A 14485-nucleotide genomic window follows, 5' to 3' on the forward strand; every position below is an offset into this window, starting at 1 on the left:
GAGGTGCATCACCTTTTTCCGTTCCCTTTCCGTTCATTTCCACTTTTCAACGTCCTTTTCCTCCGAGGAGTGCTTCCATGAATCGCATCGTTCGCCGCCTTCACCGCCTGGCCCTGGGTCTTTGCATCGCCGGCACCGCCTCGCTGGCCATGGCACAAGGCGCCACGCCGACCTACAACGTGGGCGCCACCGCCACCGGCGTGCCCTTCACCTTCCTCGACGTGAAGACCAACACCATCCAGGGAATGATGGTCGACACCGTCACTGCCGTAGGCAAGGCGGGCGGCTTCAACGTCAACGTGCAGCAGACGGTGTTCTCGGCGCTGATTCCCTCGCTCACGGCCCGCAAGATCGACATCGTCTCGGCGGCCATGCTCAAGACAGCGGCGCGCCAGGAAGTGGTCGACTTCAGCGACCCGGTGTATTCGTACGGCGAGGGCCTGATCGTCAAGGCCGACGACACCCGCGCGTATGTCTCGCTCGACGAGCTCAAGGGCGAAGTGGTGGGCGCGCAGGTCGGCACCGTGTTCCTCGACATGCTGAACAAGAAAGGCATCTTCAAGGAAGTGCGCAGCTACGATTCGGTGGCCGACATGACGCGCGACCTTTCGCTCGGACGCATCAAGGCAGGGCTGGGCGACCAACCCATCATGGCCTACCAGATCCGCCAGAACACCTTCCCCGGCGTGAAGCTGGTCGACAGCTACAAGGCCGTGAACGTGGGCGACGTGTGCCTGGTGGTGCGCAAGGGCGACACCGAGACGATGGCCCGCATCAACAAGGCCATTGCCGCCGTGAAGGCCGACGGCACGCTCGCCAAGATCGTCCAGAAATGGGGGATCTGATGCACACCCCCAGGCTTCGCGCACTTCGTGTCGCTTCGCCAACCCCCTTGCAGGGGGCAACACCTGCGGCCCGGCAAAGCCGGTTCCGCGGTGTTCCCCGAATGGGCCTGACTGCGTCGGCCGACCAGTTCGATGCGCCGCGCATCAAGCGACGAGGCTGATGCAGATGGCTGCTCCCACCTTTCTACAGAACGCGCAGGACTTCCTGCCGATCCTCCTGCAGGGCGCGGTGGTCACCGTGCAGGTTACGGTGCTCGCCTTCCTGCTGAGCAGCGCGCTCGGCCTTGCGCTCGCGCTGATGAAGCTGTCGCCCGTGCGCGCCCTCTCGTGGGCCGCCACGGTGGCCATCAACGTGATTCGCGGGTTGCCGATCATCGTGCAGCTGTTCTATATCTACTTCGTGCTGCCGGAGTTCGGCGTGCAGCTCACGGCCTTCCAGGCCGGCGTGATCGGGCTGGGCATTGCCTACTCGGCGTACCAGGCCGAGAACTTCCGCGCCGGCATCGAGGCGGTCGATCCGGGCCAGCGCGAGGCCGCGCAAGCCATGGGCATGCGCTCGGCGCTGATCATGCGGCGCGTGATATTGCCGCAAGCCTTTCGCATCGCGCTGCCGCCCTACGGCAACACGCTGGTGATGATGCTGAAGGACTCCTCGCTGGTCTCGACCATCACCGTGGCCGAGATGACGCGCGCCGGCCAGCTCATCGCCTCGTCGACCTTCCAGAACATGACGGTCTACACGCTGGTCGCCCTGCTCTACCTGTTGATGAGCCTGCCGCTGGTCTACGGCCTGCGCCGGCTAGAGAAGCGCTTTGCCGCCGGGAGAAAACAACCATGATCCACGTCGAAGGACTGGAAAAGCGCTTCGGCACGCACCGCGTGCTGCAGGGTGTGAGCCTGAACGTGGACAAGGGCGAGGTCGTGTGCCTGATCGGCCCTTCGGGCTCGGGCAAGTCGACGGTGCTCCGCTGCATCAACGGGCTGGAGTCATACGAAGGCGGCGAAGTGCGCGCCTTCGGCGAGCGGGTGGACCGCAACGCGCCCAACATCCACCGGCTGCGCAGCCGCATGGGCATGGTGTTCCAGCGCTTCAACCTGTTCCCGCACCGCACCGTGCTGGAGAACGTGATGGAAGGCCCGGTCTACGTGCTGCGCCAGAACGCGGCGCAGGCGCGCGAAGAAGCGCTGGCGCTGCTGGCCAAGGTGGGGCTGGCCGAGAAGGCACAGGCGTATCCGGCGCAGCTCTCGGGTGGGCAGCAGCAGCGCGTGGCAATCGCCCGCGCGCTCGCGATGAAGCCCGAGGCCATGCTGTTCGACGAGCCCACGTCCGCGCTCGACCCCGAGCTGGTCGGCGACGTGCTCGGCGTGATGCGCGCACTGGCCGACGAGGGCATGACGATGATCGTGGTCACGCACGAGATGGGCTTTGCGCGCGAAGTGGCCGACCGCGTGTGCTTCCTGCACAGCGGCAGCATCGTCGAGGAAGGCCCTTCCGCGCAGGTGCTAGGCGCGCCGCGCCAGGCGCGTACGCAAGACTTTCTGCGGCGCGTGCTGCACCCCTCCGGTGCCGTGGCGTCCGCGGAGGTGCGCGCATGAGCGTTCGCGCGTTGCCTCCTTCGCTCTGGGCCGACACCGCGCCACCCGCTCCACCGACACCGCCGCTGGCCGAATCGCGCAAGGCCGACGTGCTGATCGTCGGCGGCGGCTTCACCGGCCTCTCGGCTGCGCTGCACCTGGCCGAGGCCGGCGTGCAGGCCTGCGTGCTCGAGGCGCACGAACCCGGCTGGGGCGCGTCGGGGCGCAACGGCGGGCAGGTGAATCCTTCGCTCAAGCACGACCCCGACGAGTTGGTCCAGCTCTATGGCCATGCGCGTGCAGAGCCCTTGATCGATGCAGTCTCGCGCTCGGCCGACCTGGTGTTCGACCTGATCGCCCGCCACCGCATCGACTGCCAGCCGGTGCGCAAAGGCTGGATCCAGGCCGCCTACGCACAGAAGGACGTGGCCGCGCTGCATGCGCGCGCCGAGCAGTGGGCGAAGCGTGGCGTCAGCACGCAGCAGCTCGACCACGCCGCCGTCAGCGCGCGACTCGGCACCGAAGCCTTTGCCGGCGGCTGGCTCGACGGCCGCGCTGGCGGCATCCAGCCGTTGGCCTACACACGCGGGCTGGTGCGTGCCGCGCACGCCGCGGGCGCTGCCGTGCACGGCGGCACCGAAGTCACGGCGCTGGAGCGCCGCGGCACGCACTGGCATGCAAGCACATCGACAGGCGCGAGCGTCACTGCCGAGCAGGTGCTGATTGCCACCAACGGCTACACCGGCGCGCTGTGGCCGAAGCTGTCGAGCACTGTGCTGGCCGCCAACAGCTTCATCGTCGCGACCGAACCGCTCAAAGGTGCGGCGGCCGACGCCATTCTTCCGGGCGGCGAAACCGCCTCGACCTCGCAGCGCTTGCTGCTCTACTTCCGCAAGGACGCGCAGGGCCGCCTGCTGATGGGCGGTCGCGGCCACTTTGCCGACCCGGCCGGGCCCGCGGATTTCGCGCACCTCGAGCGCTCGCTCGAGCTGCTGTTTCCCCAATTGGGGCCGCTGCGCTACGAGTACCGCTGGGCCGGCCGCATCGCGGTCACACGCGACTTCATGCCGCACGTGCACACGCCGGCGCCGGGCGTGACGGTGGCGCTGGGCTACAACGGACGCGGCATCGCGCTGGCCACGAGCATGGGCAAGCACGTGGCGGCGCGACTGGTCGATGCGGGCGCGGGTTTTCCGTACCCGGTAACGCCGATCACACCGATCCCGCTGCACGGATTGCAGCGCTTCTACGTGGCAGGCGGCGTGGCCTGGTACAGCCTGCTCGACCGGCTGGCCTGAACGCGCTCAGCCCTTGTCCGACTTGCCTGCCGCGTCGGCGAACTTGCTCAGCAGCCGGTCGACCATCCACGGCCGGCTGTCGCGGTCCTCGGCCGCTTCCTTGCGGCGGATCGCGTCGCGCACGACGATGGAGCCGATGTAGCGGATCGGCTCGGGCGGAAACTGCCCCAGCGGCCCCTGGATGAGCGGGCTGCGCGTCCAGGCGTTGTCCTCGTCCAGCAGCAGCGAAGAGAGGATCTGCCCACCCATGTAGGTCGGCCCCACGCCGTTGCCCGAGTAGCCGAAGCCGTAGTAGATGTGCGGCGCGCCGTTGAGCTTGCCGAAGAACGGGAAGCCGGTGACGGAGCGGTCCGACGGCCCGTTCCAGCTCGCGGTCACCGGCACGTCGCGCAGCGAAGGAAAGAAGCCATGCAGCGCGCGCGTGAGTTCGGCCTCGTAAGGTGAGCGCTGGTCGAACACCGGCGCGATGCGCCCGCCCCAGGTGAAGGTGTTGCCGCCCTTGCCCAGCATCAGGCGGCCGTCCACGGTGGTGCGGTAGTAATAGACGAAGGTGCGCGAATCGAGCACCGAGACGCCATCGACCAATCCCGTCGCACGCAGCAGCTCGGGGCATTTTTCCGTGATGACCATGTCGCTCGACACGATGGCGGTCGTGCGCTCGAACTGAGGCAAGGCACTGGCCATCCACGCATTCATCGCCAGCACCAGCTTCGGCGCCTCGATGCTGCCGGCCGGCGTGCGCACCGTGACCGGATGGCCTTGCGTGAAGTCGATCATCGGGCTGCGCTCGTAGATGCGGATGCCCATGCCCAGCGCCACGCGCCTCAGCCCGCGCACCAGCTTGCCCGGATGCACGGTCGCGGCGATGGGCGAATACACGCCTGCCAGGTTGCGCGCGGAACCCGAGCGGCGCGCGACTTCTTCGGGCGGCAGCGTGCGGTAGGAATGAATGCCGCAGTTCTCCAGCCCCTTCATCACGGGGTCGAGCGCGCCGACCTGGGCCTGCGAGGTTGCTGTGTAGAGCGTGCCGTCCTGCCGCAGCTCGGCGTCGATGCCTTGCGCGCGGCAGAAGTCGGCGATGTGCTGCACCGCATCTTCCGAGGCCCTGACGAGGCGGATGGCCTCGGCTTCGCCGAACAGTCGGCGCAGCGTGAAGAACTTGGTCGACCACGTCAGCAGACAGCCGCCGTTGCGCCCGCTCGCACCGGAACCGCAGAGATCGCTCTCGACGATGGCGATGTCGAGCGCCGGGTTGCGCTGCTTCGCCTGGATGGCGGTCCACAGCCCGGTGAAGCCGCCACCGACGATGCAGACGTCGGCGCGCTGTGCGCCCTGCAGCGCAGGTGCGAGGTCGCCGTCGTTGAAGAGGGCCTGTTCGATCCAGAAGGGGCGCATGTCGGAAGGCTCTCGGTTTCAGGTTATGGCTGCGGCGTGGCAGCCTGCCTCGACGCGAGCACCATGTGCCGCGCGTAGTGCATCAGGTCGGGCGTCTTCGCATCGGCGCACTTGGCGCTGTCGTCCCAGCGGCGCAGGCGCACCGCGTCGAGCGCATGCGGCAGCGCTTCGAACTGCCTCGCCTGTGCTTCGTCGAACACGCCGCCCTGCAGCACCAGGCTGCGCTGCGAATCGGCCGACAGCGCTTCGAGATACCCCGGCTCGCGCGCGCACAGGAAGCGCTTGGCGTCCACGTGCAGCCGGATCGGGTCGAGCGTGGCCGGGCCGAACAGGTGCTTCAGGAAGGCGCGGCTGCGGTACTGGTGCAGGTCGTCCAGGCCCTGCTGCGTCGGCGTGCCGTCCATGTCGTGCAGCAGGTGCCCCAGGTCGTGCAGCAGGCTTGCGGTGATGAGTTCGCTGGATGCACCGGCCTGCTCGGCCAGGTGCGCGGACTGCAGCGCGTGCTGGAGCTGCGTGACGGGTTCACCGTCGTACTGCGCGTGGCCCTTGGCCTCGAACAGGGCGACGATGCCTTCCACGTCCAGCGGTACAGCGAGCGATGCGGCGACTACCACGGCAACGAATAAGTCTTGGTGTTGGTAAAGCTCTTCATGGCCTCGAGCACGCCTTCCTTGTATCCGAGGCCCGAGTCCTTGATGCCGCCGAAGGGCGTGAGCTCCAGGCGGTAGCCCGGTACCTCGCGCACATTGACGCTGCCCACGTTCAGCTCGCGGATGAAGCGCGTGATGTAGTCCATGCGGTTCGTGCACACCGCCGACGACAGCCCGTAGGCCGTGCCGTTGGAGATGCGGATCGCCTCCTCGATCGTCCTGAAGCGGATCACCGGCGAGACCGGCCCGAAGGTCTCGTGCCTGGCCACCGTCATCCCGGGATCGACGTGATCGAGCACCGTCGGCGAATACAGCGCACCGCTGCGCTCATTGCCGTACAGCAGCTTCGCACCCGCCTTGATCGCCTCATTGACCACCGCCTCGAACTGGATCGCAGCCGCCTCGTCGATCACCGTGCCCATGTCCGTGGCCGGGTCCATCGGGTCGCCGTACTTCAGCGCCCGCGTCTTGGCCAGCAGCAACTCCACGAACCGGTCCGCCACCGCCTCGTGCACCAGCATGCGCTTGATCGCCGTGCAGCGCTGGCCCGAGTTCTTGTACGAGCCGCTGGCCGCCAGTGTGGCGGCCTCCTCGATGTCCGCATCCTCCATCACGATGATCGGATCATTGCCCCCCAGCTCCAGGATCTGGCGCTTGTACACCGCCTTGCCCGCGATGTACTTGCCGATGGCCACGCCCCCCGTGAAGGTGACCAGGTCCACGTCGGCGCTGGTGAGCATCTCGTCGGCAATCTCGCGCGGATCGCCCGTGATCACCGACAGCATCGGCGGCGGCAGGCCCGCCTCGTACAGGATGTCGGCCAGGATGAAGGCCGTCAGCGGCGTCTTCTCGCTGGGCTTGAGCACCATGCGGTTGTTGGTGGCAATGGAGGGCGCCACCTTGTGGATCACCTGGTTCAGCGGATGGTTGAACGGCGTGATGGCCGTGATCGCACCCTGCAGCGGCTCGCGCAGCGTGTAGACCTTGCGGCTCTTGCCGTGGTGCGTGAGGTCGCAGGAGAACACCTGGCCGTCGTCCACCAGCGCCTGGTTGGCCGCGAACAGCAGCACGTCGGAGGCGCGGCCCACCTCGTACAGCGAGTCCTTGCGGCACAGGCCCGACTCCATCGTGATCACGCGCGAGATCTCGTCCAGGCGCGAGGCGATGATCTCGCCCGCGCGCATCAGGATCTTGTAGCGCTCGTAGCGCGTGAGGGTGGGCTTGTAGTCGCGTGCGATCTTGTAGGCCACCCGCACGTCTTCGAGCGTGGCCTTGGGCACGGTGGCGATCACTTCGCCGGTGTAGGGGTAGGTGACGTCGATCGTGCGGTCGCGGTGAATCCGCTCGCCGGCAATGCGCAGGGCTTCGCGGTGAATGGTGCCTGGCTTCAGGGTGGCTTGGCTCATGGGGGAGTGCTCCGGAAGTCGTTGTCGTTACTGGGCGTGGTTCAGCGCGAGGTCCAGCGCATCGAAGTTGCGCAGCCGGCGGCTGGCGGCAATGCCGGTGACCGGCCGGTTGCAGATCAGCGGCACGCGCTGCTCCGACACCCCGCCGTGCGAGCGCAGCGGCACTTCCAGTGCCGACAGGTCATGCCGGCTGGCCGAGGTGCCGATGACCGTGCTCTGCTCGCTGACCACCACGATGTCGCCGATGCGGTCGGGCGGCAGCTCGAAGCGCGCGGCCGCGTCCTTGCGCGAGAGCACCAGCTCCATGCCCGGCAGGCGCTGGATGCGCTCGATCCAGCCCGGCACGCGGGCCTCGTCGGGGGCGTACACGGTGGCAAACGAGCCCAGCGCACCGTGGTGCACCACGTACGGGTCGGTGATCGGCAGGATCACGCGGGCCTGGTCCTTGCCATACCAGTCGTCGAGCACGTCCTGCAGGTAGATGACCTTGGGGGCGCCGTCGGCGTCGTGCTTGTCGTTCATGCCGTGGTCGGCCGTGAGCACGATGGTGGCGCCCAGCGCATCGAGCTGCGCGAGGTAGCCGTCCATCATGGCGTAGAAGGCGTTGGCCGCGGGGCTGCCGGGGGCGGCCTTGTGCTGCACGTAGTCGGTGGTCGACAGGTACATCAGGTCGGGGCGGCGCGATTCCATCAGCTTCACGCCGGCGGCGAAGACGAACTCCGAGAGCTCCGCGCTGTACACCGAGGGCACGGGCATGCCGACCATCTCGACCACGCCGTCGATGCCGTTCTCCTCGATGGTGGCCTGGTCGGCCTTCTCGGACGAGAAGCAGATGCCCTTCATGCGGTGGCCCAGCAGCTTGCGCAGCTTGTCCTTGGCGGTGACCACCGCGAGCGAGGCGCCTGCATCGGCGAAGGCTGCGAGCACGGTGCCCGCGCGCAGGTACTTGGGGTCGTTCATCATGACTTCCTGGCCGAGTTCGCGGTCGAAGAAGTAGTTGCCGCAGATGCCGTGCACGGCCGGCGGGGCGCCGGTGACGATGGACAGGTTGTTCGGGTTGGTGAAGGAGGGCACCACGCAGTCGGCCAGCAGGTCGGCTCCGGTCTTGCGCATGCGCTCGATGCAGGGGGCTACGCCGGCTGCGATGGCCGCGTCCAGGTACGCAGGCTCGCAGCCATCGACGCACACCACCACGACGGGGCGGCTCATCCAGCGGTAGCTGCGGGCATTGACTTCGAGTGTCTCCGGTGTCATTTCAGACTTCCTTTTGGGGTGGGTTGTTCGATGCGGTCGCCGCGTCGGAATCGGCGCGGCCGAAGGCCTTGTGCATGCGCGCGCGGCTGCCCGCGACGTGCTGGCGCAGCGCGCGCCCTGCCGTGTCGGGGTCGCCGCTGGCAATGGCGTCGACGATGTCGCGGTGCTCGTCGGCCGACACGCGCAGGCCGCCGCCGCTGTCGAGCGCACGCATTCTGAAAAGGTGCAGCTCCTTGACCAGGCGCTTGTAGGTTTCGGTGAGCTTCTTGCTGCCGGCCGTGTCGAGCAGGATCTCGTGGAACTGCAGGTTGAGCTGCGCGTATTGCTCCACGTCCTGCGCCTGGGCTGCCGAGCGCATTGCATCGAGCATGGCGCGCAGGCGCTCGACCGCGTCGGGCTTGATGGCGAGCGCCACGCGCCGGCCGATGATTTCTTCCAGCGCCTCGCGCAGTTCGTAGATTTCGTCGGCTTCCTCGAACGCAATCTCGCGCACGAAGACGCCACGGTTCTTTTCGTTGCGCACGAGGCCGGCCTCTTCCAGCGCACGCAACGCCTCGCGGATAGGGCCGCGGCTGGTGTTGAAGCGCTGCGAGAGTTCGCTCTCGTTGATGCGGCTGCCCACGGGGAGCTCGCCCGTCATGATCAAACGCTCGATTTCTTCCTGCATCAGCATCGGCAGCGAGCTGGACTGGAGAAACGCGAGGGCGGCGGAGTGATTGGTGGTGACCATGGGGCGTATTTTCCCCGAGGATTGAAAACTGTCAACAATTTTTTATTGACAGTCTTCAATCAGCAATCTACATTGCGTTCACCGGACCTTGGAACGCCACGCGCCGGAGCCCGCCACTCACTCACCCCCTGTGACAGCAAGCCACTTCAGGAGAAACAGATGACGATGAAACAAAGCACGCGCCGTCTCACCGCGGCCCTGTGCGTTGCGGCGCTAGGCCTCATGGCCGGCGGCGCCGCCTGGGCGCAGAAGACTCCGCTCCTGGTCTACACGGCGCTCGAGACCGACGCCATGAAGCTCTACAAGGACGCCTTCGAAAAAGCCAACCCCGACATCGAAGTGAAGTGGGTGCGCGACTCCACCGGCATCGTCACCGCCAAGCTGCTGGCCGAAAAAGCCAACCCGCAGGCCGACGTGGTGGCCGGCCTGGCCGCCAGCAGCCTCGCGCTGCTGCAGCAGGAAGGCATGCTCCTGCCCTACGAGCCCAAGGGCTTCAAGGACCTGAACCCCGCCTATTCCGACAGCGCCCGCCCGCCGGCCTGGGTCGGCATGGACGTCTGGGCCGCAACCATCTGCTTCAACCGCGTCGAGGCCCAGAAGCTCGGCCTGCCCAAGCCCGAGAGCTGGAAGGACCTGGCCAAGCCTGTCTACAAGGGCACCATCTCGATGCCGCACCCGGCCTCCAGCGGCACCGGTTATCTCGACGTGTCGTCATGGCTGCAGAACATGGGCGACGCCGAAGGCTGGAAGTACATGGACGCGCTGCACCAGAACATCGCCCAGTACGTGCACTCGGGCTCCAAGCCCTGCAAGCAGGCTGGAGCGGGTGAGTTCCCCATCGGCATCTCGTTCGAGTTCCGCGCGCACCAGGTCAAGAAGTCGGGCGCGCCGGTCGACCTGATCTTTCCGAAGGAAGGCCTGGGCTGGGACATCGAGGCCACCAGCATCATGAAGACGAGCAAGAAGACGGAACAGGCCAAGCGCTTCGCCGACTGGATGGCCAGCAAGGAGGCCAACCAGATCACCTCCACATGGTGGGCGGTGGTGGCCTACCCCGGCGTGGCCTCGAAGCTCGAAGGCATTCCGGACAACTACGAAAAGCTGCTCGCCAAGAACGACATCAACTGGGCAGCGAAGAACCGCGAGCGCATCCTGGCGGAATGGAGCAAGCGCTACGAAGGCAAGGCTGAACCCAAGTAGGCCCGACGGCATTCCCGACGACTTTCAATCCGCGGGCGCTGCCGCAGTGGTGACGCCCGCCAACGACGAGTGCGAAAAATGGATATGACCGACACCAAGTTCATTGCCAGCCCGGTGCCTGCTAGCGCTCCTGCAGCGCTCGAGATCGTCGGCGTTCGCAAGGACTTCGAATCCTTCAGTGCGCTGCGCGACGTGCACCTGCGCGTGAACCCGGGCGAGATGCTGTGCTTTCTGGGCCCCTCGGGCTGCGGCAAGACCACGCTGCTGCGCATCATCGCGGGGCTGGAAACGCAGACCGCCGGGCAGATCCTGCAGAACGGCAAGGACGTCTCGTGGCTGCCGCCGGACCGGCGCGACTACGGCATCGTGTTCCAGTCGTATGCGCTCTTTCCCAACCTGTCGATTGCCGAGAACATCGGCTACGGGCTGGTCAACAGTCGCGCCAAACGGGGTGAGATCAAGGTGCGAGTCGAAGAGCTGCTGAAGCTCGTCGGCCTGCCGACCTCGGGCAGCAAATACCCGAGCCAGCTTTCGGGCGGCCAGCAGCAACGCGTGGCACTGGCCCGCGCGCTCGCCACGCGCCCCGGCCTGCTGCTGCTCGATGAGCCGCTGTCGGCGCTCGATGCGCTGGAGCGCATTCGCCTGCGCGGCGAAATCCGCCGGCTGCAGAAGCAGGTCGGCATCACGACCATCATGGTCACGCATGACCAGGAAGAGGCGCTGTCGATGGCCGACCGCATCGTGGTCATGAACCACGGCGTGATCGAGCAGGTCGGCACGCCGATGGAAGTCTACGAACAGCCGGCCACGCCCTTCGTTGCAGATTTCGTCGGCAAGGTCAACGTGCTGCGCGCGGTGGCGCTGGGCAACCATCGCTTCAAGGTGGGCGACATGGAACTGCAGTGCGATGCCTGCGACGGTGCCTTCGAGCCCGGCGAAGCCGTCAACCTCTACCTGCGCCCCGAAGACCGTGCGGTCGAGCACCTGGGCGACGACACGGCCAACCGCCTGCAGGCGCTGGTCACCAAGGTCGAATTCCTCGGCGGCCTGTGCATCGCCGAAGTGACGGCCGATGCGCTGCACGGACAAACGCTCGGCCTGCACTTCTCGCTCAACCAGCTGCACGACCTCGACATCCGCGAAGGCAACACCATCGACATCGCGCTGCGCGCCAACCGCATCCGCGCCTTCTCTGCACGCAGCCTGAAGCCATGAACACGCTGGCACACCCTCGCCCTTCGTTCGCCGCGCGACCGGCCATGCGCTGGAGCCGCGACGAGACCATTGCCCGGGTCATCCTGTTCGTGGTGATGGCGATGCTCTTCGTGTTCCTGATCGCACCGCTGGCGACCATCCTGGCCCATGCGGTGCAGGACAAGGACGGCCGCTTCGTCGGCCTCGCCCACTTCATCACCTACTTCCAGACGCCGAGCCTGCTGCGCGCGGCGTGGAATTCGGTGTGGGTCTCGGCGGCGGTGGTGATGATCTCGGTGCCCACCGCCTTCGTCTTTGCCTACGCGCTCACGCGCAGCTGCATGCCGGCGCCGCTGAAGGCGGTGTTCCGCCTCATCGCGTTGATTCCGCTGCTGGCGCCCTCGCTGCTCTCGGCCATTTCCTTCGTGCAGTGGTTCGGCAACCAGGGGGCTCTCAAGTTCCTGCTGGGCGGCGCGTCGATCTACGGCGCGCCCGGCATCATCCTGGCCGAGGTCTACAACACCTTTCCGCATGCGCTGATGATCCTGGTCACCGCACTGTCGCTCGCCGACGGCCGGCTGTACGAGGCGGCCACCGCGCTGCGCACGCGGCCGTCGCGCCAGTTCATGACCATCACGCTACCCTCGTGCAAGTACGGCCTCATCAGCGCGGCGACCGTGGTCTTCACCTACGTGGTGAGCGACTTCGGCGCGCCCAAGGTGATCGGCGGCAACTTCAACGTGCTGTCGGTCGATGTGTTCAAGCAGGTGGTCGGGCAGCACAACTTCTCCATCGGCGCGGTGGTGGGCATGCTGCTGTTGCTTCCCTCGATCATTTCCTTCGTGATCGACTACGTGGTGCGGCGCAAGCTGAAGGCGCAGCTCACGGCCCGCTCGGTGCCCTACAGCCCCAAGCGCCGCAAGCTCGCCGATCCGCTGCTGATGCTGTTCTGCGCGGCCGTGTGCGGGCTGCTGCTGGCCACCATCGGCATGGCGATCTACACCTCGCTGATCTCGCTGTGGCCCTACGACCTTTCGCTCACGCTCAAGCACTACCACTTCGTGCTGGTCGAAAGCGACATGGCCGCGGCCTACGGCAACAGCCTGATCGTTGCCATGGCCACCGCCGTGGCCGGCTCGCTGATCGTCTTCGTGGGCGCCTACCTGATCGAGAAGACGCGCAACCTCGGCCTGATGCGCAAGGGCATGCATCTGATGGCGGTGCTGTCGATGGCGGTGCCGGGCCTTGTGCTCGGGCTGGGCTACGTGATGTTCTTCAACCATCCGGCCAACCCGCTGAACTTTCTCTACCAGACGATGGCGATCCTGATCATCTCGATGGTGGTGCACTACTACACCTCGAGCCATCTCACGGCCGTGACGGCGCTCAAGCAGATCGACAACGAGTTCGAAGCCGTGTCGGCCTCGCTCAAGGTGCCGTTCTTCAAGACCTTCCTGCGCGTGACGGTGCCGGTGTGCCTGCCGGCGATCCTGGACATCGGGCGCTACTTCTTCGTGGTGTCGATGGCCAGCCTGTCGTGCGCCATCTTTCTCTACACGCCGGAGACCATCCTGGCCTCGGTCGCGATCATGCATCTTGACGACGCCGGCGACATCGGCCCGGCCGCGGCGCTGGCCAGCCTGATCGTCGTCACCTCGACCATCGTGTGCATCGCCTACTCGCTGCTGACGCGCGTGCTGCTGTCGCGCACGCAGGCCTGGCGCAACCTGAGCCGCGGTTGAACGGCGGCCCCTCTGTCTTCCCCTTCCTCTCATTCCTTTCCCTGCCTGGAGACATCATGAGTCAAGCCCCCTACCCCATTCTTCTCACGCCCGGCCCTCTGACCACTTCGGACCGCACGCGGCAGGCGATGCTGCGCGACTGGGGATCGTGGGACGCCGACTTCAACCAGATCACCGCGCGCATCCGCAAGCATGTGCTGGAGATCGTGCACGGCACCGGCACGCACGAATGCGTGCCGCTGCAGGGCAGCGGAACCTTCTCGGTGGAAGCTGCCATCGGCACCGTCGTGCCGCGCGACGGCCACGTGCTGGTGCCGAGCAATGGCGCGTACTGCCAGCGGCTCGCCAAGATCTGCAAGGTGCTCGGCCGCAAGCTGACCACCATCGACTACACGGAAGAAAAGCAGGTCTCGCCGGCCGACGTTGACCGGGCGCTCGCGGCCGACCCAGGCATCACCCACGTCGCGGTGGTGCACTGCGAAACCGGCGCCGGCGTGCTCAACCCCCTGCACGAGATCGCGGTGGTCGTCGCCAGGCACGGCCGCGGGCTGATCATCGACGCCATGAGCTCCTTCGGCGCGCTGGAGATCGATGCGCGCAAGACGCCCTTCGATGCGGTCGTCGCCGCTTCGGGCAAATGCCTCGAAGGCGTGCCGGGCATGGGTTTCGTCGTCATCAAGCGCAGCACGCTCGAGAAGTGCGAAGGCAACTGCCACTCGCTGAGCATGGACCTGTACGACCAGTGGGTGTACATGGAGAAGACCACGCAGTGGCGCTTCACGCCGCCTACGCACGTGGTCGCCGCGCTCGACACCGCCATCGCGCAGTACATCGAGGAAGGCGGCCTTGCGGCGCGCGGCGGGCGCTATGCGCGCAACTGCAAGGCGCTGATCGAAGGCCTGGCTTCGCTGGGCATCCGCAGCTTCCTGGAGTCCGCCATCCAGGCGCCGATCATCGTCACCTTCCACGCGCCCGACGATGCCAACTACGACTTCAAGACCTTCTACCAGGAGGTGAAGAAGCGCGGCTACATCCTCTACCCCGGCAAGCTCACGCAGGTGGAGACCTTCCGCGTCGGCTGCATGGGCCACTTCGGCGAGGCGGGCATTCCGGGCGCCGTGGCCGCCATCGGCGAGACGCTCAAGGCCATGGGCATCAGCCGCGTCACCGCACCCGTTGCCGCCTGAAGGCATGGC

13 protein-coding genes are annotated in these 14485 nt (G+C 66.7%); 8 read left to right on the top strand and 5 right to left on the bottom strand.

The window, feature by feature from the left end:
* Positions 1-77: 77 nt before the first annotated feature.
* The 4 genes from AC07O3_RS30060 to AC07O3_RS30075 all read left to right on the top strand — a co-directional run bounded on the left by AC07O3_RS30060 (position 78) and on the right by AC07O3_RS30075 (position 3718).
* Positions 78-845 (top strand): ABC transporter substrate-binding protein, encoded by a 768-nt coding sequence (locus AC07O3_RS30060; RefSeq protein WP_093080879.1) that lies wholly within the window; start codon positions 78-80, stop codon positions 843-845.
* A 166-nt stretch (positions 846-1011) separates the two neighbouring features.
* Positions 1012-1683, top strand: a complete 672-nt coding sequence (gene ehuD, locus AC07O3_RS30065) for an ectoine/hydroxyectoine ABC transporter permease subunit EhuD (protein ID WP_093058542.1) — start codon at positions 1012-1014, stop codon at positions 1681-1683.
* The gene (locus tag AC07O3_RS30070) at positions 1680-2441 is read left to right on the top strand and encodes an amino acid ABC transporter ATP-binding protein (protein ID WP_093058523.1); all 762 of its coding nucleotides are present in this window, start codon (positions 1680-1682) and stop codon (positions 2439-2441) included. Before ehuD ends, AC07O3_RS30070 begins: the two co-directional genes overlap by 4 nt.
* Positions 2438-3718 (top strand): NAD(P)/FAD-dependent oxidoreductase, encoded by a 1281-nt coding sequence (locus tag AC07O3_RS30075; protein WP_495341061.1) that lies wholly within the window; start codon positions 2438-2440, stop codon positions 3716-3718. Before AC07O3_RS30070 ends, AC07O3_RS30075 begins: the two co-directional genes overlap by 4 nt.
* Before the next feature lie 6 nt (positions 3719-3724).
* Here AC07O3_RS30075 and AC07O3_RS30080 read toward each other — a convergent pair whose 3' ends face one another.
* From AC07O3_RS30080 to AC07O3_RS30100, 5 genes are read right to left on the bottom strand one after another with little or no spacing between them, the layout of a single operon-like run.
* A complete protein-coding gene (locus AC07O3_RS30080; protein WP_495341062.1) occupies positions 3725-5113 on the bottom strand; it encodes an FAD-dependent oxidoreductase in 1389 nt (462 codons plus the stop codon).
* A gap of 23 nt (positions 5114-5136) precedes the next feature.
* The gene (locus tag AC07O3_RS30085; RefSeq protein WP_371127409.1) at positions 5137-5727 is read right to left on the bottom strand and encodes a phosphonate degradation HD-domain oxygenase; all 591 of its coding nucleotides are present in this window, start codon (positions 5725-5727) and stop codon (positions 5137-5139) included.
* Complete coding sequence (gene phnY, locus AC07O3_RS30090; protein ID WP_097199663.1) at positions 5721-7169, bottom strand: phosphonoacetaldehyde dehydrogenase; 1449 nt, start codon at positions 7167-7169, stop codon at positions 5721-5723. The genes AC07O3_RS30085 and phnY overlap by 7 nt, the downstream gene beginning before the upstream one ends.
* Before the next feature lie 27 nt (positions 7170-7196).
* Entirely contained in the window at positions 7197-8423 is a 1227-nt protein-coding gene (gene phnA, locus AC07O3_RS30095) for a phosphonoacetate hydrolase (RefSeq protein ID WP_426389697.1), read from the bottom strand.
* Between the two features lies 1 nt (position 8424).
* Positions 8425-9153 (bottom strand): phosphonate utilization associated transcriptional regulator, encoded by a 729-nt coding sequence (locus AC07O3_RS30100; RefSeq protein WP_093058823.1) that lies wholly within the window; start codon positions 9151-9153, stop codon positions 8425-8427.
* Positions 9154-9312: 159 nt separating this feature from the next.
* On the opposite strand from AC07O3_RS30100, the gene AC07O3_RS30105 reads away from it, so the two are divergent.
* From AC07O3_RS30105 to AC07O3_RS30120, 4 genes are all read left to right on the top strand, one after another.
* A complete protein-coding gene (locus tag AC07O3_RS30105) occupies positions 9313-10353 on the top strand; it encodes a putative 2-aminoethylphosphonate ABC transporter substrate-binding protein (protein ID WP_093058824.1) in 1041 nt (346 codons plus the stop codon).
* Positions 10354-10431: 78 nt separating this feature from the next.
* Positions 10432-11568, top strand: a complete 1137-nt coding sequence (locus AC07O3_RS30110; RefSeq protein WP_495341063.1) for a putative 2-aminoethylphosphonate ABC transporter ATP-binding protein — start codon at positions 10432-10434, stop codon at positions 11566-11568.
* Positions 11565-13289 (top strand): putative 2-aminoethylphosphonate ABC transporter permease subunit, encoded by a 1725-nt coding sequence (locus tag AC07O3_RS30115; protein ID WP_495341064.1) that lies wholly within the window; start codon positions 11565-11567, stop codon positions 13287-13289. The genes AC07O3_RS30110 and AC07O3_RS30115 overlap by 4 nt, the downstream gene beginning before the upstream one ends.
* A gap of 56 nt (positions 13290-13345) precedes the next feature.
* Complete coding sequence (locus tag AC07O3_RS30120; RefSeq protein ID WP_495341065.1) at positions 13346-14476, top strand: 2-aminoethylphosphonate--pyruvate transaminase; 1131 nt, start codon at positions 13346-13348, stop codon at positions 14474-14476.
* Positions 14477-14485: the final 9 nt, after the last annotated feature.

Source organism: Variovorax sp. GW821-FHT09D05, from assembly GCF_059416325.1.